This is a genomic window from Halegenticoccus soli (genome assembly GCF_002844195.1).
Lineage (GTDB): Archaea > Halobacteriota > Halobacteria > Halobacteriales > Haloferacaceae > Halegenticoccus > Halegenticoccus soli.
On the sequence record NZ_PEND01000011.1, the window covers coordinates 1 to 24,996 of the forward strand.

Genomic DNA, 24,996 nt, shown 5'->3' on the forward strand with positions numbered 1-24,996 from the left:
CGATCGAGGCCGCCTGGAACGACGCGCAGGACGGCGACAAGGTCTACGTCCACTCGTCGTACGACGCCCAGGAGGCGGGCGAGCAGTTCCCGATCGTCCTCGACAACCGGGTCAAGGAAGTCACGCTGACCGGCGGTCACCCGTCGGGGACGGTGATCGACGCGGACGACGCCGACGCGAACGTGATCGAGGTCATCGGCCGGGGTCAGAGCGACTACCGCAACAACCCGATCGTCCAGAACCTCAAGATCACGGGCGGGAACGTCGGCCTGCGGATCCGCGCGGCCCCCTACTCGATGTACCAGAACCTCATCCTGTACCAGACGGGGTCCCACGGGGTGCAGATCGACGATTTCACGTCCGAGGACGGCCTCGACAAGAACACGTTCGGCGTCAACTTCCGGTACTGCGTCGCGTGGGGCTGCGACGGCAACGGCTTCCGTCTGGAGACCGCCGCCGCCCCGAACAGCACGACGTTCTACGGCTGTCACGCCATGTTCAACGGGCGGTACGGGAACAGCACCTACCCCGGCGTTCAGATGCGCGGGTTCGCGACGCGGTGGCACGGCGGTACCATCCAGGGCAACGGCGGCTTCGGCGTCGACGCCCGCGGCGGATCGGCGCAGAGCATCTACGGCGCGTACTTCGAAGGAAACGGCGCGAGACGACAGTACCCGAGCGACGTCTACCTCTCCGGAACGGCGGTCGGACACGCGATCGAGGCGTGTTACTTCCAGGGGGCGTTCTTCAGGGATCCGCCGAACGGCCGGTCCCAGGAGTACCGCGCGATCGTCGTCTCCGGCGCGCCGAACGTGTCGATCAAGAACTCGACGTACCGGAACTACGAGGACGCGTTCGTCCTCGTCCGGGACGCCCGCGACGTCGACGTCCACGAAGCGTCGCACGTCGGACTCGACGACACCGCCTTCCTCAGCACGTCGGGAGCGCTGCGGCTGCGGAGCGACGGTGTCGTCCTGGAAACCGATCTGCGCGACGTATCGGGCGTCTATCGGGGCGATCTCGGGATCCACGACGGGTCGGGCGACGCCCTGTGGGGGCTCGCCATCTGGAACGGTCGGAACTGGATCAGCGTCATGGATCCGACCGTGATCGAGTGAGGTGCCGGCGCCCGGTTTCGAAAGCGCGTCGCCCGCGCCGAGCGAGCTAGCGCGACGGCGGAGACCTCGGTTGACTCGCCGGTTGCCGTCCGGCACGGGGCAGAAACAGTATCGATATCCGTCAATCACCCGGATATGTACCAGATAATATATATGGGGGCAGTTCTTTCGGAGTACTGGTAAGTACTCGTGAAATTCAGAACGATAGGGTAGTTTCGAATGACTGGGGGGTTGAATTCGGACCGACGAGGCGGGGGGCTCACGTACGATCAGCGGACGGAGACGTACTCGTTGCAGCACGACTGGCACGGAGACCGGTCGGTCAGTTCGGCGGTCGTCTGGATGGTCGCGGAGATCGAGGGCGTCGATCCGATCGAACTCAATCCGCTGCACGACTGCGTCGATCCGGACGCGCTGGATCGGCTGTTGGCCCCGACGAGGGGCGGTACGCGCCGCACCGGGGCGCACGTCTCGTTCATCTACAGCGGCTACCACGTGACCGTTTACGGCGACGGGGAGATCGCCGTCAGCCACCTCCGCGACTGAGGCCGCGCGAACGCGCCGGTCCGGGCGCCCGCGGCGCGTCCCCGACGGTCGGCTAGCGAATCCGTTCTAACGGAACGTACCAGCCCGCCTCGGCCGACACCCAGTGAGTTCCTCCCTTCTTCGTCGGGTCGAAGACGATCACCTCGTCCGGTTCGAACGTCCCGTCGATGTCAGAGGCCGGCGAGCCGAAGGTGTACCGCAGGGTGAACCGCGGCCACTCGTCGGTCGAGGCCGGCCCTTGCGCCGGGTCGGTGCTCACCCGCGTTCCCCTCCCCGAACGCCGCGTCCTGGTTCGCTCATGGCCCGATCGTCACCTGCACCGTTTCCACAGTCTCATCTCCTTGTCGCCTCCCGGTCGGCCGTTTCTGTCCGACCCACATATATACAAACTAACCGACACGTGATGCGAGGGGCTTACCCGGGGGTAAGCGTCGGAGCCGTCGGCCCTCCGCCGCGTTGGGATCGGCCTGAAACGGCGCAAGAAAGAGGGAGAGTCGTTCTCCGACACCGTCGATCGGCTCACCGACGAGCGATCGCTCCTCGATCCGGTCGGACTGCTCGCCGAAGACGACGTCGACGAGATCGAGGCGGAACTCGCCGACCGATACGAGGGGTACGGTCGGACTCTCCGACGGGAGTGGGGCGACGGCGCGTGATCCTCGATACGACGGTCATCTTCGATCTCCTGAAAGGTGAGATGACTGCCGTCGCGGCGGTCGAGCGCGCAGAGAACCGACGAACGCCGATCCGGCTCTCTGCGATGACTCTCTACGAGATCTACGGGGGAATCGGCTACGGTACCGACGCAGCGGACGAAAAGCGCGAAATCGAAGCGATCGTCGGATCCAAGGAGATCTACGACGTATCGCGGAAAATCACGCGGAAAGCCGGCCGCCTCGCCGGCGAGCTCGCACGGAGGGGAGAGCCACTCGACGACGTCGGCGACGAAGTCGTCGGAGCGACGGGCGTCGTCCACGAGGAGCCGGTCTTGACGCGAAACGTCTCCCGTTTCGAGCGTACTCCCGGGCTCGAGGTCGAATCGTACTGAGGAGGCACCTCACGCGCGAAGAAGGGCGTCCTACTCGCGGTTCGGCTTCTCGCGTCCGGGGAATCGCCGTAACGGCCTCCGAGAAGTTCACTCCAGGTAGCCGAGGTCGGCGAGGCGGTCCTGCACCCCGTCGTCCGCCAGCGAGTCCGCCTCCTCGTGTTCGTACGGATCGTACTCGCGCGCGCCCGCGTCGGCCACGACGGGCAGCGACCGTCCGTCCATCCGGTCGCTGTAGGGGATTCCGAGGGCGGACATGATCGTCGGCGCGACGTCGAACAGGTGCGCGCCCTCCAGGGCCGCACTCCGGTCGATGTCGACGCCCTTCGCCGCGAACACCCCGTCGAGCTTGTGGTTCCACGGTTCGGTCGGCGGGGCGAAGTACCCGTCGAGCACCTGCGCGGAGAGGAACTGCTCGAAGTCGTTCGGGACCGTGACGATGTCGACCGCCTTCTCGACGTACGGGCCGTGGAAGTACTCCTCGCGCGGCGCGACATCCTCGAACATGGGGTCGCCGTCGGGCGTCGACACGCCGCGGAGGTACTCGATGAGGTCCGCGCGGACCGAGTCGTACTCCTCCGCCGGGACGACGCCGTTCGGCTCTCTCCCTTCGAGGTTGATCCGGATCCCGAGCTCGGTTCGGGCCCGCATGTACGCCTTCGAACTGGGGAAGTCGACCTGTTCGTTCGCGGTCCGGGTGACGTTCCTCGGCGCGTACCGTCGGGCGACCCCGTCGAGACCGACCGTTTTCAGCCCCTTGCCGACGCGTTCGGCGGTGAGGCCGAACTTCGCGGCGTAGGCGGCGATGCGCTCGACGGTGCTCGGCTCCCACGTCTCCTCGTGGTGCCCCTCGCGGAGCTGGTTGCGGATGGGGTTCCACGACGGCATTCCCTTGCCGCCCTTCCTGGTTTCGACGTACCCCTTATCGCGGAGGTACTCGTTGATGCGGAACTCGTACTTCTCGTACGGCCCCATCCCGTGGTCGCTCGCGATGAACACCCGCTTCGGGTCGGCCTCCTCCAGGATCTTCCCGATCTCCTCGTCGGTCACCCGGTAGACGCGTTCGACCTTCTCGGCGTCGCCGGCGAACTCGTGGAACACCGTGTCCGTCTTCTGGAACTGCACGAACCCGAAGTCGGGCCGGTGTTTGTCGGCGAGGTATCGGAACGCCCCGCCGCGCATCCGGACCAGCCGGCAGTACTCGTCCATCTTCTCGTCGTCCGTCACCTTGTCGTCCCCGCGGGAGTAGGCGGGGTAGACGCGGTACTCGCCGAGTTCGCGCTTGAGTTCGTCCAACGTGCCCTCGGGGTGACAGACCGGGTTCTCCGGCCCGATGAACCCCGGAACGATCGCCCCGTCGATCTCGTCGGGGGGGTGCGTCACCGGAACGTTCACGACGACGCTCGACATGCCGTGCTCGTCGAGCAGCTCCCAGATGGCGTGTTCTCTCACGTCGTCCGCGGTGACGACGCTCCAGTCGTAGCCATCGAAGTCTACGAAGCCGTAGACGCCGTGTTTGCCCGGATTGACGCCCGTGTACATCGACGGCCACGCGCTCGGCGTCCACGGCGGGATCTGCGACTCCAGCGGGCCGCAGACGCCGCCCTCGCAGATCTCTTTGATGTTCGGGATCGCGTCCTTCTCGTACAGCCGTTCGAACACCGGCAGACAACCGGCGTCGATACCGATGAGGAGTGCCTCCATTCGTTCGCTCACGCCGACTCACCTGCCTCTCTCGGTCGCCACCCGACAGTCGGCTTCGGCGTCACGCACCACAACAGTAGCCCAGCTGGAGCGTGAACGTACCTGCTGTCCCTCCGCGCTCATCGAGTCCGAATTTACCTTCCCCTTCATTTTGTTATGACCCTGTTAATCGACGGTACCGTTTGTTTCGGAACCGGCGAACGTTCAAACTGATTGACCGGAACGTCCGCGCCGCTCGACCGCACCGCTCTTTCCGCTCCCCGACGGGAGGCGCTGCTTCTCGCCTTCGTGATCCGCAGCCGTTCTCGCATTTCCGGCGCGTTCGCCGTCGGAGCGTCCGCGGGCATCTAGCTCGCCCCCGCGCTCGTGCAGAGGCGCACGTCGCCGTTGTTGTACGTCACGTCGCGCGGGCCGCCGCACAGCTGCTCTTCGGTGACCGCGGGCGTAGTGGCCGGTCCGCTCGGGTTCCTGAAGTACGCCGCGCCTTTGCCCTGGTACTCCCGGTAGATGACCGTCTCGTTGACCGCCGTTCCGTTGTCGAGCATCGCCGGTCTCACGTTCTCGTCCTGCCAGCGCTCGTACACCGTGTGGTAGGGGTGGTCGGTGTTCATCCGCTCGCCTTCCTCCTGCACCGTGATGTCGCTGATCGTCTGCGCGCCGGTCAGCTCGGCGTCGGTGTAGCTGTAGCGCGTCTGCGTGTGCTCGAACGGCGGGCTGTCGAGCGTTCCGTGGCTCGCCAGCACGGACACGGTCGGGAACGCGATGATGAACACGAGCAGCAGCACGACCGTGCCGCGAGGCGTGAGGTTTCTGACGAGGAACGCGAGCCCCAGCGCCGCGATGACCGCCATCGGGGCGGCGAGGAACGCGAACCACCTGCCGGGGAGGAACGTCTCGATGCCGAAGAGCGGGAACCCGAACACGAACACGAGCATCACCACGGTCGCGACGACGCCGGTGAACGTCGCGTGCGAGGCGTTCTCCCGCCGGAGGATGTAGATGCTGCCGACGATGGTGAAAAGCAGCAGGACCAGAAAGCCAGTCACGTCGATGTACGTGACGAGCTGCTCCACGAGCGTCGGCGCGGCCTCGGCTCCGACCGCGCTGCCCTCGCCGACGCCGCTGCCGAAGCCCCCGCTCTCCGTGACCGTCGTCACGAAGTAGCTGAAGATCGTCGAGAGGAACGTCCCGCCCTGGTATGGGGTCAGCGACCACATGAAGGTGATCAGCCCGAGGTCGAACGCCAGGAGTCCCGAGAGATTCACCGTGTCCTGGGAGTTGAACTCGAACGGACTCGAAAGCCGGGGGTTGAACAGCCCGAAGCTGAGCGCGAACTGCGCGAGCAGGCCGGCGCCCGTGAACACGAGCATGATGAACGCCGACACCTGGTGCGTGAGGATCGTCCCGACGCTGAAAAACACCACCAGCGCGAAGTCGCGGAACTTGTAGTCCAGGTGGAGCACCCGCGTCAGGCTGTAGAGAATCCCGAGAAAGAACACGAGCCCGAGGCTCGTCGGGATGATGTGGATCCCCCACTCGACGACGTGGCCGGCGATCGAGTAGACCGCGGCCGCGAACACCGCCCAGCGGAGGCCGACGAAGTACCGCGCGGTGGCGTACACGAAGATCACGGACAGCGGCATCGCGACGCCGAGAGACAGGTACAACGCCTGCCGGACCGGCACGTCGAGAAGCAGGCTCGCGCCCACGACGAGCAGGTGGTACAGCGGCGACGCGTAGTACTTCCGGTGGGAGATGGGTTCGAGCGACCCCTGCTCTAAGATCGCCGCCGACCACGTCGGCGTGTGCGTCCAGATGTCGATACCGATGTAGCCGGGCGTCGTCGTCAGCGCCGCGAAACGGACGACGAGTCCCAGAAGGACGATCTGCAACAGGAGAAGGGCGGGCGAGAACTCGCGCTCGTCGGTGAACAGTACCTGCGCGAGCAGGAGCATCCCCGTCGCCGCCGCCACGTCGTAGAACAGGAGCGTCCGCTCCCCCTGGATCGTCGCAAGGAGCGCCAGAAGCGCCATGCCGAACACCGTCACCGCGGGAAGCGCGAGCGCGATGTCCGGCCTGAGCGTCGCTAACGCCTGTCCCCGCTCGTTTCTGGACGCGAGGAGGTACAGGACCGACGCGATGCCGAGGACGATCGGCAGCGTCTGTATGTACACCTGCGAGAGGACGAATCGAAGCGGCAGCGTGACGAGCGCGATCAGGAGCACGAGTGTCGCGCCTATCACGTCTAACCGTCCGCTCCGCAGCATGCCCGTCACCGAGTTGGTCGTGTTGCTCATACCGGGGTGCCTCCGTTCAACGGCGGACCGTCGCCGTCTCGTTCGTCGTGCTGTCCGTCCTCGGCTCGTCCGTCGCGCCGTCCGACGCGACCCCGTTCGTCGCATCGTCCGCACCCGCCTCGGCTGCCCGGACCGTCGCGGCGGGGGGCGCTTCCGAACGGCGCCGTGCCGTCCGCTCAGTCATCGCCTGCGGCCGCCAGCCGCTCCGGCCGCGCGTCGGCTTCCTCTCCGTCGGCGGTCGCGAACGCGTCGTCCGCCGCCGCGACGCCGTCGCGCTCGTCGTCGACCCGGACCTCCCGGTCGCGGTTCTCCTGCATGTCGAACACCATCGCGAAGAGCAGGAGCGAGACGCCGAGGAACAGCGACAGCAGCCAGCTGCCCGTCTCCTCGCGGCGCTTTCGCAGCGACGCGGCAATTCCGGCGAGGCTCAGCGCCGACACGCCCGCCCCGAAGTAGTAGAAGAACGCGAGGGGGTGGAAGTCGCGCACGAGGTACTTGCGGTTCAGCCGCCAGAGGAAGTTCCGAAGGAGCATCGCCGACACCTTCGGGATGTACTCGTCGTACTCGATGTGGCTCTTCCAGTCCTCCTCGTCGTAGACGCTCTCCGCCGAGTGGGCGACGTCCGCCACGCGGAGGTTCTCCGCGTTGAGTTTGACGAGCAGGTCGTTGCAGTACCCGTAGTACTCGTACATCCCCTCGACGTCGATCCGCTCCAGCGCCTCCCGGGAGATGACGGTGTACCCGTTCTGCGGATCGGCGATCTTCCAGTAGCCGCTGGCGATCTTCGTCAGAAGCGAGAGGACGGAGTTGCCGACGAGCCGGAAGCGCGGCATCGCTTCGAGATCGTCGCTTCGCATGAAGCGGTTGCCCTTCGCGTAGTCGGCCACCCCGTCGACGACGGGGTCGACGAACTTCGCGAGGACCTCCGGATCCATTTGTCCGTCCCCGCCCATGACGGCGGCGACGTCGATCCCGTCTTCGAGCGCCTGGAGGTAGCCCGTCTTGATCGCGCCCCCGACGCCGCGGTTCTCCTCGTGTTGGATCGGCACGATACACTCGTCGAACTCCGGCGCTTCGGGCGGATTCTCGGCGTTGTACGACGCCGCGTGCTCCCGTATCTCCCGCCACGTCCCGTCCGTCGAACCGTCGTCGACCACGTACACCCTGTCGACGAAGCCGGGCATGGTGTCGATGACTCCACCGACGTAGCCCTCCTCGTTGTACGCGGGCACGACGACGCCGATCGTGTTGTCTTTGTACATCGTTGATCGCTCTCCGGGTCAATCGACCCGACTATCGCTCGTGCCGACTACTCCCCCCACAGTCGCTTTATAATACACCGCCTAAGCGGGCCGGATCGGAACTATGGTGTGTATAGTCGCCGCGTTCCCGGCCCCGTATTCGGGTTTTGTGCGAGTCGTTCGCAGGGCGACGGGAGGGCGGTGGGTATAAGAAGCGGCGTCGGCGGAACCCGCGGGCGCGAAGGACAACCTTCTGAGACTCATCTATATTTAAGCAGAGAATCCCGGCCTTGAGGCCGGGCGGGAATGCGACTACCTACTGGACAACCGCCGTCAGTGGTCGGGGCGGAACTCGACCGGAAATATTTATCGTGCATGAGAGTGTCTCATGGGTTGACGCAGGCTGTCCTGTGTCGCGTGACACAACCGAACCACCTTCGTCCGGTTCCCCGCCGGATGACGCCTTGGGTGAGAGCCGTCCCGAAAAACCGGACGGCGATGACACGCTTGGCGATGGGAACACTCGTGACAGCGCCACAGGACGCCCACGTGCCGAGGGAGGGACCCTCCCGTCTGAGGCCGTCGGAGAGGGTCCTGAAACCGGCCCGGCATGCTGGGTTCCTGCTGTGCAGGAAGCCCCGTCGTTTACGGCGGGCGAGGATGTCACGAACGTTCGCCGTTTCAGCTCCTCCGATCCGTCGCGTGGGTTGCAACCATTGTTGCTGCCTAAATAACGAAAATATAACATTCAATATTATAGAACAGTACCATTTCGGTAACTCGCCATCCTTACCTGCTGGTACCCCCGCAGATCAGACCCGAGATTGGCGACTCCAAGCGTCTGCGGCGAACGCAGACGCTCGCGGTGCGTCGCGGTGCGTCGACCAATTGAGGGGCGTCGATCGCGTTTACCACCGACGAGGCGGGTTTAGGATGCTCGTAAGGTGGGGTGAGGTAGTCCAGACCCCGCGGTTCCCTCGATCTCGTGGGCTTGTCACCTAGATGGCGAATACGAGATGATGCGTCGCCTCGACAACGGAGCGAATATCCGGTGAGAGGAGACGAAACCGATGCCGAGACGGTCGTCGAAACCGTCAATCTCATCTCGAAGAAGTGGTACCCGGTCATCATCCAGACGCTGCTGCCGGATGGGTCGATCCGGTTCAACGAGTTGAAATGCCGGCACGACATCTCGGTGGAGGTGTTGACCAACAGCCTGGACGACTTGGCCGAGAACGACCTTGTGGACCGCGTCGTGCTGAGCGAGCCGCCCCGGCGGGTCGAGTACGACCTGACCCGCCACGGACGGGATATGGAGTCGGTCATCGAGGCGCTGGCGGCGTAGGGAGAGAGAAAGACACCTCGGAGAGGACACCCGGCCGCTCGTGCTCGTCGTCAACAACGACCCGCGGCTAGTCCGCATGCACAGCGGGCTGGCTCGAAGAGGAGTACCGCGTCGAGCGCACCTACGACGGGAAGGCGGCCCTCACGAAGGAGTCGACATCGTCCTCCTCGACCGGCGCATGCCGGGGCTGTCGGGCGAGTAGGTGCTCGATCGGATCCATGGGCTCCGCCTCGATTGCCGCGTCGTGATGCTCAGTGCCGTCGAGCCGGACTTCGACATCCTGGAGATGGGGTTCGACGATTACGTCGTCAAGCCGGGTGACAGGGAGCGCCTCCTCGAAACGATCGCCGACGTGCTGGCACGGAACGCGTACGACGACGCGGTCTATGAATACCTCACCCTCAGCGCGAAGCGGGCGCTCCTCGAAGCGGGCAAGCCGACGGAGTCGCCGCGCAACGCGATCGTCATAGCGTCCGTACTCGAATCCGAACTGCAGACGGCGGAGCGGCTGTAGGGCGGAATCGAGCTCTCGCCCGACGGCGACGTCCGCGACGTGGTGGTGCGGGCGAATGAGATCCTCGCCTTGATGTTAAGCAACGCTGTCCGCTACACCGGCAAGGACATGCCGGCGGAGCGCGTGAGCGTCAAGGCCGACGTCGGCGTGGATTCTGATTCCGACACCGACGCCGATCGCGAGACTGTCTGAGTCGCGGACAACGGACCCGGGATTTCGGACCGGCGGAAGGAGTCGACCTTCGGCGAGGACGAGCGGGGGCCAGACAGCTCCGGGATGGGCATTGGGCTGTATCTCGTCGAGCAACTGGTCGCGCAGTACGGCGATCGAATCTGGTCGAGGACAACGAACCTGAGAGATCGGTGTGCTGCGTCGAACTCCGGTACGCCTGACGCACGCCGCGTATTACGAGGCCGATAATAATGCTCGCCGGAAGGGTACACCCGGACATGAGAACGCGAAGTGGAACGGGAGTCGGTCCGACGTGACCGAGCGGCTCAACGTCGGGTTCGTCCCGGCGGAGTGTCCTGGCGCGGCCGGGACCGGGGCGGTCCGGACCTCGACACTGCTCATCGAACGGCTCTCGCGGCGGCACGACCTGACGGTGTACGTGTCGAGCCAGATGGACGCCGCCGAGGCGGACCTGCCGGCGCAGGACCGCGTGGAGTACGTGCTCCACGACAACCTCTCGAAACTCCCGCATCCGATCACGGCGAAACACCGGGCGCTGCGGAAGGAGCTCGACGCACTGACCCGTCACGATCTCGTCCACTCGTACTCGTCCGCGTTTGTCCCGGTGCTCGCCGACCTCAACACGCCGACGCTGTCAACGCTCAACTCCTACGTGCCAGTTTGCCCAAAAGGCGACATGATGTATCACGGCGAGCGGAAGTGCGGGGGTCCGTCGCCCCTGAAGTGTGTCGGCTGTGTCGCGGCGACCGGGCTCGAACGGCGGCAGGGGCTCGAACGGGAGCTCCGAAGCGCCTATTCGTCGCTCGGGAAGCTTGACCTCGTCCGGAAGTCGATGGCGCGCGCTGATGAGATCGATGCGTACCACGCGCTCTCGCCGCACATGAAGGCCGACTACGCCGACCTCGGCTTTCCGGCGGACCGGATCACCGTCATCCCGCACTTCTACGACGAGGCGTTCCGCCGCGAGTTCCGCCGATCCATCCCTGCCGACGAAGCATCGGAGGTAGACCTCGACGGCGGTTCTGCCGCTCTCGAAGGCGATTCGACCGCATTCGAAGACGGCCCAATCACGCTGCTGTACGTCGGCGCACTACAGGATATCAAGGGCGTCCACGTGCTCGTCCGTGCGCTCCCGCACATCCGATCGCGCGGGCACAATGCGCGGCTTCAGATCGCGGGCGCGGGGCCGTTCGGCGACCGGCTCCGGGCGCTTGCGCGCGAGGTCGGCGCGGACGAGCACATCGACTGGCTCGGCTACGTCGACCACGGTGACCTCCCGGAAGTCTACGGGTCCGCCGACGCGTTCGTCTATCCGGGCCTCATCGACGAACCGTTCGGACGGGTCGTCTTGGAGGCGCTGTCGACGCGGACGCCGATCGTCGTCTCCGACGTCGGCAGCATGGACTACATCGTTGGCGACGCTGGCGAGCTGTTCAAACCGGGCGACGAGCTGTCGCTCGCGGACGCCTTCGACCGACTCGTCGCCGACTACGACGCGCACTACGGCGCGATCCCCGACGAACTTGACCGATTCGCACCCGAGACGGTCATCGAGAAGTTCTCGGAGTTATACAGGAAAGTCACCGCCGGGAGGCAGAACCATGACGCGCAATCCCGCGGTGAGCTACCGACTTTCGGCGCTCGCTAGGGCGTCTGATTGCCTTCCAGCTGGAGGTTCGTCGTGCCCCGGTCGTCGATGCCGTTGTACAGCACGCTGTCGACGATGGTGACGTCGCTGTTGCCGGCGAGGAGTTTGACCGCCTCGGCACCGTTGTACGCCCGCGCGGTGACGCCGCTAATCGTCGTCCCGCTGGCGTCGTTGACGATCGCGTGGTGCGTCGACTCGTATGTGCCGGACTCGATCGTGCAGTTGTCACCGGTGAGGGTGATCGCGCGGCGGTAGCCGCCGCCGGGCTGGTCCACCGTCAGGCCCACGAACTCGCTGCCGCCGCGATCGCACCGGATTGCGCTGCGGCCGCCAGAGGCGCCGGAGGCGTCGCCCGTGACGGTGACGCCCTCAACTTGGACCTGGCCGTTGCCGTCGCGGATCTGGATGGCCTGCCCGCCGCTGTCCATCGAGATGTCCGTGTCGCTGATTTCAATGTCGCCGCTGCCGTCTTTGAGAACGATCCCGTCGTTGATCACACCACTTGCGATGGTGATCGAACTATTCGCGATCTGCGCCGACGATACCTCGCTCAACACCGAAATCGCGTCCCCGTTAGGCGCGTCGAGCTTAATCGTCGTGTTCTCGACGACCATGTTCTGACCGGCGTCGAGGCGGATTCCCGGCTGATTCTGATCGCGATTCCGATTCTCGTCGATGATGATCGTGGCGTTTCTGACGGCGCTCCCGTCGCCGGCGAGGCGGATGTTCGCGACGTTGCTGTTCTTGAACGTGCCGCCGTCGACGATCACGCGCCCGTTTGTCCCTGAGACGTACAGCCCGTTGTCTGGGAACGCCCCGATCTCCGTGTCACGGACGGTGAGTTCGCCGCGGTGGTAGGGGCTCAGGAGGAGTCCGGTCGGACCGGTTTCAACCGTCGGGTCGGCGTCGTCCGACGCGTTGGCCGTGAACAGTCCACCGTCCGGCATCCGTACCCGCTCCACGAGTCCCGTTCCCGCGGAGTCGACGATGTCGACGAGCATCGGGCCCCACGTCCCGCTATCGTGTTCGCCGATGAACTCCACGTCGTGGATACAGCACCCGTTCACCTGCGCCTGGATGCCGCGGAGTCCGGTATTCGACGCGGTGAAGTCGAACGTGAACCCGCCGACTTCGAGCCACTCGCCCGGGCTGTAGTAGGTGCCAAGCTTGAAGAGGCGGGCCTGCCCCGAGAAGTCGTCCCCAGAGGCCGGAACGATCGTCGTCTCGCCCGCTTCGCCCTGCAACCAGAGATGGTCGAAGTCGGTGAAGCGGATCTGCTCGTCCATATAGTACTCACCCGGCGGGAAGTACAGCTGGACGTTGTCGGCGAGGAGCTCTTGGAGTCCCGACACGATCGATTCATTTCCGGTATTGTCGAGGCCACCGTCCTCGACGACGTTGATGCGCTCGTATCCCCCCTCGGGTTCGACGTCGCACGAGGCCTCTTCCGGGGAGGACGGCTGCTCTTGCTCCGGTTCCGAGTGATCGGGGGTATCGGCCGGGTCCGTCGGACAGAAGTCGGCGGCAGACGCCCGATTCGAAACCGCGCCGGCACCGACTGCCGCGCCCAGTACGCCGAGGAAAGACCGGCGAGCATACGATCGTGAACTCGAGTCCGAATTCCGTTCTGGAGTCCCAGACATAATCGTCTACTGGACACTCTTTCACTGAGAAAAGTGTTTTGGACGAGCGTTCGTATATCGGCCATAAAAGTCATAAGTGATGAAATCTAGCTTATCGTAATCATATAAAATATACAGGAGAAAACGAATTACAACTTCTGCTATCGATAAATTCTCGTAAAATAGCGCGAATCGTGGAGGCCGAGCGACCTGCGCCCGAGCGGTTCGAATCTCGGCGGCGACCGGGCACCGCGCGGCGGCTTCCGCCGCTTAGTCGACGAGTCGCTGTTTCCGTCGAGGAGATTGACGGCAGCGTAGCCGTCGTAGGACTTTACAGTGAGGTCGTAGATGACCGTCTCGCTGGCGTTGTTGACGATCGGATGGTACGTCGACTCGTACTCGCCGTAGACGACAATGCAGTCGTCACCGTTAATACTGAGCGCGTGGCGATAGTCGTCTCCGGGTTGTCTCATCGTGTTCACAGAGAACTGACAGTCGTCGCGATCGTAGCGGATGGTGTTTCGGCCGGCGTCGACGACGTGCCCGTTCGCGCCCGAGACGTACAGGCCGTTGTCCGGAACGGTCCGATCTCGAAGTCGTCGACCCAAAATTTCCCGCTGTAATAGGGGCTCAGGATGAAACCGGCCGGACCGATGTCGACCGTCGGAGTCCCGCCACCGGACGTGTTGATCGTGGACTTTCCACCGTCCGGTATCCGAACCCGTTCGACGGAGCCGATCCAATCGGGATCGACGATGTCGACGAGCATCGGCCCCCACGTCTCGCTATCGTGTTCGCCGACGAACTTCACATTGTGGATGTAATAATCTTTTACCTGTGCCTGGATCGCCTGGAGCCGGGCGTTAGGTGCCGTGAAGCTGAACGTGAGGCCGGCGAGTAGAATCAGTCGCCCAGGCAGTAGCAGATGCCGAACTTAAATAGCCAGGATTCGCCGGAAAACCCGTCCGCCGGCGCCGGGACGGACGTCGTCTGGCCGGCGTACCCTTACAGCCAGAGCTTCTCGAATCCAGTGAAGCGGATCTGCTCGTCCAGGCAGTACTCGCTCGGCGGGAAGTACAGCCGCACGGTGTCGTCGAGAAACTCTCGAAGCCCCGGGACGATCGACTCGCGACTGGTGTTGTCGAGGCCGCCGTCCTCGACGACGTTGATGTGTTCTACCCGCTGCCGGCCGAGGCGCGGCCTGCCGCCGCACCGGCGCCGAGCGTCGCGCCCACCGCTTTGAGGAAGGAGCGACGGCCGAGCGACGGGGTTTCAAGCTCTGTTCTATTACCTCAAAATATTTGATTTTTAAAGCTTCTGCGGCAGAAACCTGCTTCGAAAATGAATCAGTCAAATGACCATAAGAGTAAGAACTAGTGAGAAAGAAGCCGATCGGATCGGAGTGCAAGTGCAGTAGGACGAAACGTGAATTTCGAGGGTTAGAGCTGGTCAGCGTCCACGACAGTCGATCCCGACAACCGCCCGACGTAGCGTTGCGACCCCCGGTGCGCCGTCGACGATCCAAAGCACGAACGCCGCGAGAAACGGCCCGAAGTACACCATCAGAACCCCAATCTGTTCCGAAGTTGAAAGGAGTTCGAGGAAGGCAGAGAGGTAGACGTTCACTCGTTCGAACATCGTGTACTCCGTCCCGTACTCGGGGAGCGTGACGAGCGGCCACAGCACCCGTTCGACGCCGAACCCGTCGCCCGTCGCGAGCGGGGCCACGACGTCGCCGGCGAGGTGCGACCAGTAGCCGATGACGAACGCGACGCCGAGTTCGCGCCGGTCGACACGGACGCCGAGCAGAAGCGCGAGGAGGCCGACCGGAACGGCCACGAACGCCGAGTGCCCGACGGCGTACCCCTGTGGGAACAGCCCGAGTCCCCAGGCGAGCGGCTTATCCACGAGATCCGGTAGCTGCGTCGCGATCAGCAGTACGAACACGGACGGTCCGTCGGGCGGTCGCCCGCGGACGGCGCGCGAGCCCAGCGAGTACAGGATGTAGCCGAAGGCCGCGTGCCCCCACGGCCACATTACGTCCGGGCCTCCGCGGGTGACGAGACCGCCTCACGGCTCTGCGACTGCTGGCCGTCGGGGGGAGTCAGCCAGACGTGGACGGTCCGGTACGCGTCGTCCCGGGTCGCTTCGCCGGGGTCGCCCTTGAACAGGAGGAACGCGACACGCGTCCGCTCCCCGTCGGCGGAGGCGGAAACGTCGTAGGGCACGCGCTTCGTCTGGCCCTCCCGGACGGTGGTGCTGAACCGATCCAGCTCGGACGCCTCGGCGACGCTCCCGTCCGGGTTCACGCGTTCCAGCCGCACGACCGTCGTGTACGTCGTCTCCTCGCCCTCGTGGTTGCCGATCGCCACGTGGACCGTTCCGCCGTTGCGGACGGCCTCGGCGGCGTTCTCGTTCGTGAAGTTGCCGTCCTGTTCTGTGACGAGGTAGTACTCGGTGAGCGGATCGCTGTCGATGGGGCTGGCGATGGCGTACGCGCCCGTCCCCGCCAGCAGCAGCAGGCTCGCAGCGAGCGCGAGGCTGTACACCCCGCCTCCGCCGAGCGCGCCCTCGGCGCTCGCGCCGAGTTCTTCGAATGCGTGGTACCGGTCTGCCGGATCGAGCCACGCGCGTCGCGCCATCGCGACTGCGAGACACATCAGCGTGAACCCGGTGAGCACGTACAGGAGGGGAACGGCGCTGATCCCGGACGGCGTAAAGTTGAGTCCGAGGAGGACCAGCGGGACGATCGCGAGGCTCAGCGCCACGGAGAGCACGGCGCGCTCGCCCGTTCCGATTTGGAAGTACTCGCGCCCGGTCGGATCGACCACCTGCGCCCGATCGAGCGCTCGAAGCGTCCTGGACGGCGCGTATCTGTCGGGGAAGAGGACGGCGAGGAAGGCGTAGCCGGGGACGAACAACACGACCGGCAACAGCAGCACGATGCGGGGGAAGCCGCTGACGCCGAGAACGAGAACCGCGCCGGCGGCCACGAGCGTCACGAGGGCTGCCAGCACGAGGTCTCCGGCCCACCTGTACACAGCTGTCATCGGGTCACAATACCGCGCCGCGCGATAAAAAACCCTTCAGACTGTTTATCTCAGGAGCGTCGATTTCGCCGGTCTAAACGGTACCTAAACGCGATTCGCGCGCACGGACCGCCCCACGTGGTACCGAATAGCACGATACGTCTGCGGCACACATGATCTGTATCTGTCACCTATTCCCCCTCTTATCGAACGGATATCCGCCCTCTTAGCGGACCGATAATAAAGCGCCTGTGAGGGCAGCGACTAGGTGATGCAAGGACTGGGTCAATCGGGCGCACCGCCGTCGCGGACCGGCGGTCGGCGGCGCGCTACGTTCCCGGCACCGACGGGCGGGAACCGGCGCGGAAACGACGGGGGGGTGGCCCCGTGACCATCCCCATTGCGGATCCGGACATCGGCGACGCGGAGCTGAAGGGCGTCGTCGACGTGCTCGAATCGGGCATGCTCGCCGACGGCGACGTGGTTCGGGAGTTCGAGGACCGCTTCGCCGAGTACTGCGGGACGGAGTACGCCGTCGCCACCTCGAACGGGACGACGGCGCTGCACGCCGCGCTGGTCGCCGCCGGAATCGGCGAGGGCGACACGGTCGTCACGACGCCCTTTTCGTTCGTCGCCACGGCGAACACGATCCACTTCGCCGGGGCGACACCGCTCTTCGCCGACGTCGATCCGGCGACGTACAACCTCGATCCGCGCTCGGTCGAGGAAGTCGCGCGCGAGCGCGGCGGGGACGTCGACGCCATCCTCCCCGTCCACCTGTACGGGCTGCCGGCCGAGATGGATCGCCTCCGCGAGATCGCCGACGAGTACGACGCGACGCTCGTCGAGGACGCGGCGCAGGCGCACGGCGCCGAGTACCGCGGCCGTCGGGCCGGCTCGCTCGGCGACGCGGCGTGCTTCTCGTTTTATCCCACGAAGAACATGACGACGGGCGAAGGCGGGATCATCACCACCGACGACGAGGAGATCGCGCGGGCCGCAGCGAGCTTCGTCAACCACGGACGCGGCCCGGACGGCGGCTACGCGCACGTCGACCACGGGCACAACTTCCGGATGACGAACCTCGCGGCCGCGATCGGTCTCGGCCAGCTCGACCGGCTCGACGAGTTCGTCGAAGCGCGGCGAGCCAACGCCGCCGCCCTGACGGACCGACTCGACGAAACGCCGGCAATCGCGCCCGTCGAGCCCGACGACCGCCGCCACGCGTACCACCAGTACACGGTCCGGTGCGGCAACCGCGACGCCGTCCGCGACGCGCTTGGGGAGCGCGGGGTCGGCAGCGCGGTGTACTACCCGACGCCCATCCACCGGCTCGAAGCGTTCGAGTGGTACGAGGGACCCGCCGCGCCGGTTGGCGACGCTGTGGCGGAGCAGGTGCTGTCCCTGCCGGTCCACCCGAAGCTCTCGAAGGGGGACCTGGAGACGATCGGCGACGCGGTCTCGGAGATCGAGATCGAACCGGCGGCCGCCGCCGACGAAGCGGAGGCGCACTATGTCTGACGACGGCCGTCTCGATCGGGAGACAGCGGGCGGCCGTCCCGATCGAGAGTCCGAGGAGGGTGGTCTCGACCGAGAACCCGAGGGCGACTGCTTCGACCGAGAGAGGGAACTCCGCGCCGGAGTCATCGGCGTCGGGAGCATGGGACAGAACCACGCCCGGGTGTACCGTGATCTCCCGGGCGTGACGCTCGAAGGCGTCTACGACGCCGACATGGAGCGGGCCGAGGAGGTCGCCGCGGAGTACCACACCGAGGCGCTCAAACTCGGCGACTTGCTCGATCGGATCGACCTCGTCTCGATCGCGGTCCCGACCCAGTACCACTACGACGCCGCGCGCGAGTGCATCGACGCCGGCGTGCACGTGCTCGTCGAGAAACCGTTCGTCGACGATCCCGAGGACGGCCGACAGCTCGTCGAGTTCGCCCGCGAGCGCGGCGTGGTCCTCCAGGTCGGACACATCGAGCGGTTCAACCCGGCCGTGCTCACGCTCATGGACCTCGTCGACGACCTCGATATCATCGCCATCACCGCCGAGCGGCTCGGCCCGCCGCTCGACCGGGAGATCGACGACAGCGTCGTGCTGGACCTGATGATCCACGACGTCGATGTCGTGCTCTCGATCGTCGGCGACAAGGTGACGGACGCGAACGCCGTCGGGACGCGCGACGGCAACTACGCCGCCGCGAACCTCCGCTTCGGAAACGGCGTCGTCGCCGAACTCACCGCCAGTCGGGTGACCCAGGAGAAGGTCCGAAAGCTCACGATCTCGGCGGCCGACTCGCGCGTGAAGGTGGACTACATCGACCAGACCATCGAGATCCACCGCCGGTCCGTCCCCGAGTACGTCCGGGACAACGGCGACGTCCGCTACCGCCACGAGAGCGTCGTCGAACAGCTCACGGTCGATCGGGGGGAACCGCTCAAAAAGGAGCTGACCTCGTTCGTCGAGGCCGTCCGAACCGGCTCCGAGCCGGCCGTCACCGGCGAGGACGGCCTGCGCGCGCTCGAACTGACCCACCGACTCGACGAACTCGCGCTCCCGACCGATCCCGACCCGGACGAAAACCGCCCGCCGCTCGTCCGGGACTGAGCCGCGGGGGAGTTTCCCCTATTCATATTGTGATATTTCATCTTTTTATATTGTGATATTATGGAATCGACTACCTCGCTGCGATTGCAACCGTGAAGAGCCTGTTGTGAATTAGAATCAAACCGGAGATCGGTCGTGAGAAACGCCTCTGTGCCTCCAATGCGACCCCCGAACGAGGAGTGGCGAAATACCACCATTCGAAACCGCCGCTAAAACCCTCCTAAGCCCGTTTACCACGCCTATAATAAAGCCGCTTCCTCCACACTGATTGGGCTGAGAACCGCGTATGAACGCAGTGATCCAGCCATGAACGGAAAAACGAAACTTCTCGTCGCGGTCGGTCTTCTGGCGGTGGCGCTGACGGCGATCGGGTTCGTCGTCAGCCGACGCGACTGGGCGGCGGACGACGCCGACGGCAGAGACGCCGCCGCCGACGGGGACGACTCCGACGGCGGCGAGGAGACGACGGACGGTTCCGAGGACAGCGCGGGAACGAGGGTCGCGGAGGGCGCGGAGGCGTAGGCGATGGGCTGGTACCACGCGGGCACCGACTGCCAGATAGACGACGGCGCGACCGTCGGGTACCTCCACCGCGAGGACGTGTCGCCGGCGGAGCTGGGCGACAGAGCGCGGGTCCGGCAGGGGACGATCATCTACGCCGACGTGCGGATCGGCGACGACTTCGTCACCGGACACAACGCCCTGATCCGGGAGGACACGACGATCGGCGACGGCGTCGTCGTCGGGACGGACGCCGTCATCGACGGCACGACGACCGTCGGGTCGCACGTGAGCATGCAGACCGGCGTGTACGTGCCGACGCACACGACGATCGGCAGCAACGTCTTCCTCGGCCCGCGGGCGACGCTCACGAACGACCCGTACCCGGTCCGCCGCGACGTCGAGATGCGGGGGCCGACCATCGAGGACGGCGTCTCGATCGGCGCGAACGCGACGATCCTGCCGGGCGTGACGGTGGGCGAGGGCGCGTTCGTCGCCGCGGGGGCGGTCGTGACGAAGGACGTCCCCCCGAACGCGCTCGCGGTCGGCGCGCCGGCCCGGCACGAACCGCTTCCGGACGAACTCGACGCGGAGAACACGCTCGCATGAGCGAGGCACGAATCCACGAAACGACGGCACTGTACGGCAACGACGCCCCGGCGGACGAACAGCGCCGCGCGCTGACGAGCGGCGAGGTGCCGGTCGCGGTGTACGGCCTCGGCAAGATGGGCCTGCCGCTCGCGGCCGTCTACGCCGACGTGACCCGGAACGTGATCGGCGCGGACGTCGACGAGTCGGTCGTCGAATCGGTCAGCGCCGGGCGGAGCCATATCGCCGGCGAACCGGGGCTCGACGACCTCGTCGGCGACCTCGTCGACGCGGGCGCGCTCCGGGCGACGAGCGACACAGTCGCGGCCGCCCGCGACGCGCGGATCCACGTCGCGATCGTCCCGACGCTGATCGACGCGGACGGGTCGCCGGATCTGTCGGTGATCGAGTCCGTGATGTCGGACGTCGCCGCCGGGCTCGAAGCCGGCGATCTCGTCGTCGCGGAGTCGACGCTCCCGCCGCGGAGCTGCGTCGACCGGCTGCTCCCGCTTTTGGAGCGCGAGTCGGGGCTCGAACTCGGCGAGTTCGGGCTGGCGTTCTGCCCCGAGCGCACGTCGAGCGGCCGCGCCCTCGAAGACATCCGCGGCGCCTACCCGAAGATCGTCGGCGGGGCGGACGAGGAGAGCGCGCGCGTCGCGACACTCGTCTACGAGCAGATCAACGAGAACAAGGTCATCACCGTCTCCGACACGACGACCGCGGAGGCGGTCAAGGTGTTCGAGGGAGTCTACCGCGACGTCAACATCGGGTTGGCGAACGAGCTGGCGAAGCACGCCGCGGAGATGGAAATCGACGTGACCGAGGCGATCGAGGCGGCGAACACCCAGCCGTTCTGCGACATTCACGCGCCCGGCGCGGGCGTCGGCGGTCACTGCATCCCCTACTACCCGCAGTTCATCATGAAAGGGTTCGAGACCGAGACGCCGATCATGTCGGCGGCCCGGGAAACCAACGAGAGGATGCCCGTGTACACCGCCGAGCACGCCATCGACGGCCTCCGGGCCGAGGGCGTCGACCCCGCAGACGCGCGGGTACTGGTGCTGGGGCTCACCTACCGACCCGGCGTCGACGAGATCCGCGCGACGCCGTCGCTGCCGCTCGTCCGCCGGCTCGTCGAGGACGGCGTCGACGTGACGGCGGTCGATCCGGTGAACACCCACGCTGAACCGTTCGAGGAGGCCGGCGCGACCCTCGCGGACCTCGACGAGCTGGACGAGACGTACGACGCGGTCGTGCTCGTGACGCCGCAGGAGGCGTTCGACGGGCTCGATCTGACCGCGTTCGGGCCGGACGGCGGGGATCGGCGGCTGGTCGTCGTGGACGGCCGCCAGGCCCTCCGAGAGCTGCGCGATCACGACGCGGTTCACTACAGGGGGATCGGAATCAATGTCTGAAGCGACCGCGAAGCGGACCGAATCGGGAGAATCGTGCGCCGAAACCGCCAGCATCTGCGTGGTGGGGCAGGGGTACGTCGGCCTGCCGCTGTCCGTCGCGTTCGCGGACGCGGGACACCGGGTCGCCGGCTACGACATCGACGAGGACAAGATCGACGCGCTGTCGAGCGGCGTCGACACGACGGGCGACCTCGGAGACGACGCCGTCGCCGAAAGCGGCGTGGACTTCACGACCGACCCGGCCGTCATCGCCGAGGCCGACTACGTCATCGTCACGGTGCCGACGCCGGTCGACGAGATGAAGAACCCGAACCTGGCGTTCATCGAGGGCGCGGCGAGAACCGTCGGAGAGCACGTCTCGCCGGACACGACGGTGGTCCTCGAATCGACCGTCTACCCCGGCGTCACCCGCGACGTCCTCGGCCCGATCCTCGAAGCGGAGTCCGGGCTGACTATCGGCGAGGACCTGTTCCTCGGCTACTCGCCCGAGCGCCTCGCGCCCGGCACCGACCGCACACTGCAGGAGGTCGTGAAGATCGTCAGCGGTTCGGACGACGAGGTGCTCGCGGACCTCGCGGCGCTGTACGAGTCGATCGTCGACGCGGGCGTCTACCGCGCGCCGAACATCGAGACTGCGGAGGCCGCGAAGGTGACGGAGAACGTCCAGCGCGACATCAACATCGCGCTGATGAACGAGCTGTCGATCATCTGTGACCACCTCGACATCGACACGCACGAGGTGATCGAGGCGGCCGGGACGAAGTGGAACTTCCACAAGTACCACCCCGGCCTGGTCGGCGGCCACTGCATCCCGGTCGACCCGCTGTACCTCGCCCACGGCGCGGAACGAGCCGGCTACCAGCCGAAGCTCATCCTGCAGAGCCGCGAGATAAACGAGTACATGCCGAAGCACGCGGCGGAGCTCGCGCTGAAGGCGCTGAACCGCCAGGGGAAGGTGCTCAGGGACTCCCGCCTGCTCGTGCTCGGTCTCGCGTACAAGCCGAACGTCGGTGACATCCGAACCTCCGAGGTGAAGGGCGTCGTCAACGCGCTCGCGGAGTACGACGTCGAGGTCGTCGGCTACGACCCGCACGCGGACGACGACGCGATGCGCGACTACTTCGGCATCGACGTGCAGGAGGAGCTGTCGCTCTCGGGGTTCGACGGCGTCGTCCTCGCCACCCCGCACGACGAGTTCGCGGACCTCGACGTCGAGACGATGGCCGCGGCGCTGAACGAAAGTCCCGTGCTCCTCGACGTGATGAGCGCGCTGAACGAGGAGGAGGCCGCGTCCGCCGGCTTCGCCTACGAGAGCCTGTGATCCGAGAGCGCTGGACCGCGGACCCGAGCGTGCGGGAGCGCGAGAGCGCGAAACCGTGGGGGACGAGATGGACTACGTGATCACGATTCAGCACCCGGCGCACGTCCACTTCTTCAAGCACGTGATCCGGGCGCTCGAAGCGGACGGCCACGACGTGCACGTGTTCGCCAGGGACAAGGAGGTCGCCATCGACCTCCTCCGGGCGTACGACATCGACCACGAGGTGCTCGTCGGCGGCCAGGGCGGGGGCGTCGTCGGGATGGTCCGGTCGCAGCTCCTGTACGAGGCGCGGCTGCTCCGGCGGGCCCGCGCCGTCGACCCCGACGTGATGGCCGCCATCGGCGGAACGGCCGTCGCCCACGTCGCGCCGCTCGTCGGCGCGCGGAGCGTCGTCTTCACGGACACAGAGCACGCCCCGGCGAACCGCATCACGTTCCCTTTCGCGGACGAGGTGTGGACGCCGGAGTGCTACGCGGACGACGTCGGGCCGAAGCAGGTCCGCTACCCCGGCTACCACGAACTCGCGTACCTCCACCCGAACCGGTTCGAGCCCGATCCCGACGTGTTGACGGCCCGCGGCATCGATCCCGACGAGCGGTTCGTCGTGCTCCGACTGGTCTCGTGGGAGGCGTCCCACGACGTCGGGCAGGGTGGCTTCGACGACATCCGGGACGTGGTCGAACGGCTGGAGGCGACGGGCGCGCGCGTGCTCGTCACCTCCGAGGCGCCGCTCCCCGAGGAGCTGGAGGATCGACGCGTCACCGTCGAGCCCCACCTGATCCACGACGTGCTCGCCTTCGCCGACCTGTTCGTCGGCGAGGGGGCGACGATGGCGGTCGAGAGCGCCGTGCTGGGCACGCCGGCGCTGTACGTCAACACGCTCCGGATGGGGTACACCGACGAGATCGAGGCGAAGTACGGCCTCTTGTACAACTTCCAGGGGGCGTACCGTCACGGCAACGCGCTGGACCGGGCGCTTTCGATCCTCGACGGCGAAGAGAGCGCCGACTGGGGCGCTCGGCGGAGCCGACTGCTCGCCGACAAGGGGGACACGACCGAGGTCGTCCTCGCCGCGCTCCGCGGCGACGGCCGGCCGCCGGCGCTCGAACGTCCGACGGAGGCTACCGAGCCGGAGACCGCCGAAGGGGAAGTGGCCGGAGCGGCCGAACCGGCCGCGCCCGAAAGCGACGACTGAGCCGGGACCATGACGGGATACGACGGCGAGGGCGAAGAAAACGGCCTCCGCGTCCTCCAGCTCGCCACGTCGCCGCGGTCGTTCTTCACCCAGCAGGTCGAGGCGCTCGAAGCGCGGGGCGTCGACTGCACGACGATCACCGTGCCGACGCCCGAGGAGGGCGGGCGCTCGCCGCGCGAGTACGCCCGCTTCTACGCCGACGTGCTGCGCGAGGGAGTGGGCTCGTACGACCTCGTCCACGCGAACTACGGGCTCGTCGGGCCGGCCGCGCTCGCCCAGCCGACGCGGCCGATCGTGCTCACCCTCTGGGGGTCCGACGTGATGGGGCCGGCGTGGCTGAAGCGGTTGAGCGCGTTCGTCGCGCGCCGCTCCGACGCGGTGATCGCGCCCTCCCGGCCGCTCGCGCGCGAACTGACCTGCCCGCACCACCTCATCCCCTTCGGCGTCGACACGGACCTGTTCCGCCCGATCGACCGCGCGGAGGCGCGCGAGCGCGTCGGCTGGGACCCCGACGCCCGCGTCGTGCTCTTTCCGTACGACGCGGGGCGGGCGGTGAAGAACTACGACCTCGCGCGGCGGGTGGTCGACGGCGTCGGTCCGGGCGTCGAGCTCGAAACCGTCTCCGGCGTCGACTACGAGGAGATGCCGTACTACATGAACGCGAGCGACGCGCTGCTCGTGACCTCGGTCCGCGAGAGCGGACCGATGGTCGTCCGGGAAGCGGCGGCCTGCAACGTTCCGGTCGTCTCGACGCCGGTCGGCTTCGTCCCCGACGTGCTCGCCGGGGTGGAGAACTCGGTCGTCGCCGACTCCGAGGCCGACCTCGTCGCCGGGCTGAAGGCGGTGCTCGCGTCGGACGGGCGCTCGAACGGGCGCTCCGCCGTGGCGGGGCTCAGCGTCGACGAGATGGCCGACCGGCTACTGGCCGTCTACCGCGACGTGTGCTGAGCCGCATCGGGGCGCGTGCCGAGCCCCGGCGGGGACGGTCAGCTCGATCTGAAGCGTGGTACCTCGCGGACGGAACCCGTCCGCCTCGACGCCTCCGCTCGGTAACCGGTTGGCGA

The 24,996-nt window shown here is 66.4% G+C and carries 26 protein-coding genes; 18 read left to right on the plus strand and 8 right to left on the minus strand.

The features are described from left to right. Together CNO20_RS23125 and CNO20_RS21380 are read left to right on the plus strand one after the other, a co-directional pair. Positions 1 to 1,118, plus strand: a 1,118-nt coding sequence (locus tag CNO20_RS23125) for a right-handed parallel beta-helix repeat-containing protein (protein WP_101298241.1), incomplete at its 5' end; no start/stop codon positions are given. 219 nt (positions 1,119 to 1,337) lie between these two features. Further along, positions 1,338 to 1,664, plus strand: coding sequence for a DdfA family disk-determining factor (locus CNO20_RS21380; RefSeq protein ID WP_158237462.1), 327 nt, complete (start codon positions 1,338 to 1,340; stop codon positions 1,662 to 1,664). 52 nt (positions 1,665 to 1,716) lie between these two features. Here CNO20_RS21380 and CNO20_RS21385 read toward each other — a convergent pair whose 3' ends face one another. Then, positions 1,717 to 1,923, minus strand: a complete 207-nt coding sequence (locus CNO20_RS21385; protein WP_101298242.1) for a hypothetical protein — start codon at positions 1,921 to 1,923, stop codon at positions 1,717 to 1,719. 208 nt (positions 1,924 to 2,131) lie between these two features. On the opposite strand from CNO20_RS21385, the gene CNO20_RS21390 reads away from it, so the two are divergent. After that, positions 2,132 to 2,320: an antitoxin VapB family protein gene (locus tag CNO20_RS21390; RefSeq protein WP_233204285.1), complete on the plus strand. Its 189-nt coding sequence runs from the start codon at positions 2,132 to 2,134 to the stop codon at positions 2,318 to 2,320. Then, on the plus strand, positions 2,317 to 2,712 hold the full coding sequence (locus tag CNO20_RS21395; protein ID WP_143423313.1) for a PIN domain-containing protein: 396 nt from the start codon (positions 2,317 to 2,319) through the stop codon (positions 2,710 to 2,712). The genes CNO20_RS21390 and CNO20_RS21395 overlap by 4 nt, the downstream gene beginning before the upstream one ends. A gap of 87 nt (positions 2,713 to 2,799) precedes the next feature. On the opposite strand, the gene CNO20_RS21400 is transcribed toward CNO20_RS21395, so the two are convergent. From CNO20_RS21400 to CNO20_RS21410, 3 genes are all read right to left on the minus strand, one after another. Further along, positions 2,800 to 4,413: an alkaline phosphatase family protein gene (locus tag CNO20_RS21400; RefSeq protein ID WP_101298244.1), complete on the minus strand. Its 1,614-nt coding sequence runs from the start codon at positions 4,411 to 4,413 to the stop codon at positions 2,800 to 2,802. Positions 4,414 to 4,760: 347 nt separating this feature from the next. Beyond that, complete coding sequence (locus CNO20_RS21405) at positions 4,761 to 6,710, minus strand: hypothetical protein (protein ID WP_101298245.1); 1,950 nt, start codon at positions 6,708 to 6,710, stop codon at positions 4,761 to 4,763. 176 nt (positions 6,711 to 6,886) lie between these two features. After that, positions 6,887 to 7,972 carry a glycosyltransferase family 2 protein gene (locus CNO20_RS21410; RefSeq protein WP_101298246.1) on the minus strand — a complete coding sequence of 362 codons (1,086 nt, stop codon included), beginning with the start codon at positions 7,970 to 7,972 and terminating at the stop codon, positions 6,887 to 6,889. Positions 7,973 to 9,002: 1,030 nt separating this feature from the next. On the opposite strand from CNO20_RS21410, the gene CNO20_RS21415 reads away from it, so the two are divergent. From CNO20_RS21415 to CNO20_RS21425, 5 genes are all read left to right on the plus strand, one after another. After that, the gene (locus CNO20_RS21415) at positions 9,003 to 9,296 is read left to right on the plus strand and encodes a winged helix-turn-helix transcriptional regulator (RefSeq protein WP_101298247.1); all 294 of its coding nucleotides are present in this window, start codon (positions 9,003 to 9,005) and stop codon (positions 9,294 to 9,296) included. 247 nt (positions 9,297 to 9,543) lie between these two features. Next, complete coding sequence (locus tag CNO20_RS21420) at positions 9,544 to 9,810, plus strand: HalX domain-containing protein (protein ID WP_101298248.1); 267 nt, start codon at positions 9,544 to 9,546, stop codon at positions 9,808 to 9,810. Between the two features lie 39 nt (positions 9,811 to 9,849). Then, entirely contained in the window at positions 9,850 to 10,002 is a 153-nt protein-coding gene (locus CNO20_RS23980) for a hypothetical protein (RefSeq protein ID WP_233204279.1), read from the plus strand. A gap of 21 nt (positions 10,003 to 10,023) precedes the next feature. Next, positions 10,024 to 10,230: an ATP-binding protein gene (locus CNO20_RS24465; protein WP_143423323.1), complete on the plus strand. Its 207-nt coding sequence runs from the start codon at positions 10,024 to 10,026 to the stop codon at positions 10,228 to 10,230. Positions 10,231 to 10,294: 64 nt separating this feature from the next. After that, on the plus strand, positions 10,295 to 11,650 hold the full coding sequence (locus tag CNO20_RS21425; protein WP_101298249.1) for a glycosyltransferase family 4 protein: 1,356 nt from the start codon (positions 10,295 to 10,297) through the stop codon (positions 11,648 to 11,650). Here CNO20_RS21425 and CNO20_RS21430 read toward each other — a convergent pair. Further along, positions 11,647 to 12,936: a right-handed parallel beta-helix repeat-containing protein gene (locus CNO20_RS21430; protein ID WP_143423314.1), complete on the minus strand. Its 1,290-nt coding sequence runs from the start codon at positions 12,934 to 12,936 to the stop codon at positions 11,647 to 11,649. The genes CNO20_RS21425 and CNO20_RS21430 overlap by 4 nt on opposite strands. Between CNO20_RS21430 and CNO20_RS22790 the strand changes: the two genes are divergently transcribed. Next, entirely contained in the window at positions 12,901 to 13,257 is a 357-nt protein-coding gene (locus tag CNO20_RS22790) for a hypothetical protein (RefSeq protein ID WP_143423315.1), read from the plus strand. The two genes, CNO20_RS21430 and CNO20_RS22790, sit on opposite strands and share 36 nt — an antisense overlap. Before the next feature lie 176 nt (positions 13,258 to 13,433). Here the strand turns inward: CNO20_RS22790 and CNO20_RS21435 are convergent, their stop codons facing one another. The 3 genes from CNO20_RS21435 to CNO20_RS21450 all read right to left on the minus strand — a co-directional run bounded on the left by CNO20_RS21435 (position 13,434) and on the right by CNO20_RS21450 (position 16,322). Continuing rightward, positions 13,434 to 13,754 (minus strand): hypothetical protein, encoded by a 321-nt coding sequence (locus tag CNO20_RS21435; protein ID WP_101298251.1) that lies wholly within the window; start codon positions 13,752 to 13,754, stop codon positions 13,434 to 13,436. Between the two features lie 967 nt (positions 13,755 to 14,721). Beyond that, the gene (locus CNO20_RS21445; RefSeq protein WP_101298253.1) at positions 14,722 to 15,309 is read right to left on the minus strand and encodes a metal-dependent hydrolase; all 588 of its coding nucleotides are present in this window, start codon (positions 15,307 to 15,309) and stop codon (positions 14,722 to 14,724) included. After that, the gene (locus CNO20_RS21450; protein ID WP_101298254.1) at positions 15,309 to 16,322 is read right to left on the minus strand and encodes a DUF1616 domain-containing protein; all 1,014 of its coding nucleotides are present in this window, start codon (positions 16,320 to 16,322) and stop codon (positions 15,309 to 15,311) included. The genes CNO20_RS21445 and CNO20_RS21450 overlap by 1 nt, the downstream gene beginning before the upstream one ends. 366 nt (positions 16,323 to 16,688) lie before the next feature. Between CNO20_RS21450 and CNO20_RS21455 the strand changes: the two genes are divergently transcribed. The 8 genes from CNO20_RS21455 to CNO20_RS21490 all read left to right on the plus strand — a co-directional run bounded on the left by CNO20_RS21455 (position 16,689) and on the right by CNO20_RS21490 (position 24,880). Continuing rightward, a complete protein-coding gene (locus CNO20_RS21455) occupies positions 16,689 to 17,822 on the plus strand; it encodes a DegT/DnrJ/EryC1/StrS family aminotransferase (RefSeq protein ID WP_101298255.1) in 1,134 nt (377 codons plus the stop codon). A 139-nt stretch (positions 17,823 to 17,961) separates the two neighbouring features. Continuing rightward, the gene (locus CNO20_RS21460) at positions 17,962 to 18,912 is read left to right on the plus strand and encodes a Gfo/Idh/MocA family oxidoreductase (RefSeq protein WP_233204286.1); all 951 of its coding nucleotides are present in this window, start codon (positions 17,962 to 17,964) and stop codon (positions 18,910 to 18,912) included. 306 nt (positions 18,913 to 19,218) lie between these two features. Continuing rightward, positions 19,219 to 19,434 carry a hypothetical protein gene (locus CNO20_RS21465; RefSeq protein WP_101298257.1) on the plus strand — a complete coding sequence of 72 codons (216 nt, stop codon included), beginning with the start codon at positions 19,219 to 19,221 and terminating at the stop codon, positions 19,432 to 19,434. 3 nt (positions 19,435 to 19,437) lie between these two features. Continuing rightward, positions 19,438 to 20,022: an acyltransferase gene (locus CNO20_RS21470; RefSeq protein WP_101298258.1), complete on the plus strand. Its 585-nt coding sequence runs from the start codon at positions 19,438 to 19,440 to the stop codon at positions 20,020 to 20,022. Beyond that, positions 20,019 to 21,416: a nucleotide sugar dehydrogenase gene (locus CNO20_RS21475; RefSeq protein WP_101298259.1), complete on the plus strand. Its 1,398-nt coding sequence runs from the start codon at positions 20,019 to 20,021 to the stop codon at positions 21,414 to 21,416. Before CNO20_RS21470 ends, CNO20_RS21475 begins: the two co-directional genes overlap by 4 nt. Continuing rightward, positions 21,409 to 22,737, plus strand: a complete 1,329-nt coding sequence (locus CNO20_RS21480; protein ID WP_101298260.1) for a nucleotide sugar dehydrogenase — start codon at positions 21,409 to 21,411, stop codon at positions 22,735 to 22,737. The genes CNO20_RS21475 and CNO20_RS21480 overlap by 8 nt, the downstream gene beginning before the upstream one ends. Before the next feature lie 67 nt (positions 22,738 to 22,804). Beyond that, positions 22,805 to 23,932: a DUF354 domain-containing protein gene (locus CNO20_RS21485; protein WP_101298261.1), complete on the plus strand. Its 1,128-nt coding sequence runs from the start codon at positions 22,805 to 22,807 to the stop codon at positions 23,930 to 23,932. Positions 23,933 to 23,941: 9 nt separating this feature from the next. Further along, positions 23,942 to 24,880 (plus strand): glycosyltransferase, encoded by a 939-nt coding sequence (locus tag CNO20_RS21490; protein ID WP_101298262.1) that lies wholly within the window; start codon positions 23,942 to 23,944, stop codon positions 24,878 to 24,880. Positions 24,881 to 24,996: the final 116 nt, after the last annotated feature.

Coding starts and splice junctions, on each gene's coding strand:
- CNO20_RS21465 (WP_101298257.1), top strand. CDS start 19,219: ATGAACGGAAAAACGAAACTTCTCGTCGCGGTCGGTCTTCTGGCGGTG.
- CNO20_RS21420 (WP_101298248.1), top strand. CDS start 9,544: ATGCTCAGTGCCGTCGAGCCGGACTTCGACATCCTGGAGATGGGGTTC.
- CNO20_RS21405 (WP_101298245.1), bottom strand. CDS start 6,710: ATGAGCAACACGACCAACTCGGTGACGGGCATGCTGCGGAGCGGACGG.
- CNO20_RS21490 (WP_101298262.1), top strand. CDS start 23,942: ATGACGGGATACGACGGCGAGGGCGAAGAAAACGGCCTCCGCGTCCTC.
- CNO20_RS21410 (WP_101298246.1), bottom strand. CDS start 7,972: ATGTACAAAGACAACACGATCGGCGTCGTCGTGCCCGCGTACAACGAG.
- CNO20_RS21445 (WP_101298253.1), bottom strand. CDS start 15,309: ATGTGGCCGTGGGGGCACGCGGCCTTCGGCTACATCCTGTACTCGCTG.
- CNO20_RS21380 (WP_158237462.1), top strand. CDS start 1,338: ATGACTGGGGGGTTGAATTCGGACCGACGAGGCGGGGGGCTCACGTAC.
- CNO20_RS21485 (WP_101298261.1), top strand. CDS start 22,805: ATGGACTACGTGATCACGATTCAGCACCCGGCGCACGTCCACTTCTTC.
- CNO20_RS21460 (WP_233204286.1), top strand. CDS start 17,962: ATGGGACAGAACCACGCCCGGGTGTACCGTGATCTCCCGGGCGTGACG.
- CNO20_RS21475 (WP_101298259.1), top strand. CDS start 20,019: ATGAGCGAGGCACGAATCCACGAAACGACGGCACTGTACGGCAACGAC.
- CNO20_RS21430 (WP_143423314.1), bottom strand. CDS start 12,936: ATGGACGAGCAGATCCGCTTCACCGACTTCGACCATCTCTGGTTGCAG.
- CNO20_RS22790 (WP_143423315.1), top strand. CDS start 12,901: ATGGTCGAAGTCGGTGAAGCGGATCTGCTCGTCCATATAGTACTCACC.
- CNO20_RS21470 (WP_101298258.1), top strand. CDS start 19,438: ATGGGCTGGTACCACGCGGGCACCGACTGCCAGATAGACGACGGCGCG.
- CNO20_RS21400 (WP_101298244.1), bottom strand. CDS start 4,413: ATGGAGGCACTCCTCATCGGTATCGACGCCGGTTGTCTGCCGGTGTTC.
- CNO20_RS21450 (WP_101298254.1), bottom strand. CDS start 16,322: ATGACAGCTGTGTACAGGTGGGCCGGAGACCTCGTGCTGGCAGCCCTC.
- CNO20_RS21480 (WP_101298260.1), top strand. CDS start 21,409: ATGTCTGAAGCGACCGCGAAGCGGACCGAATCGGGAGAATCGTGCGCC.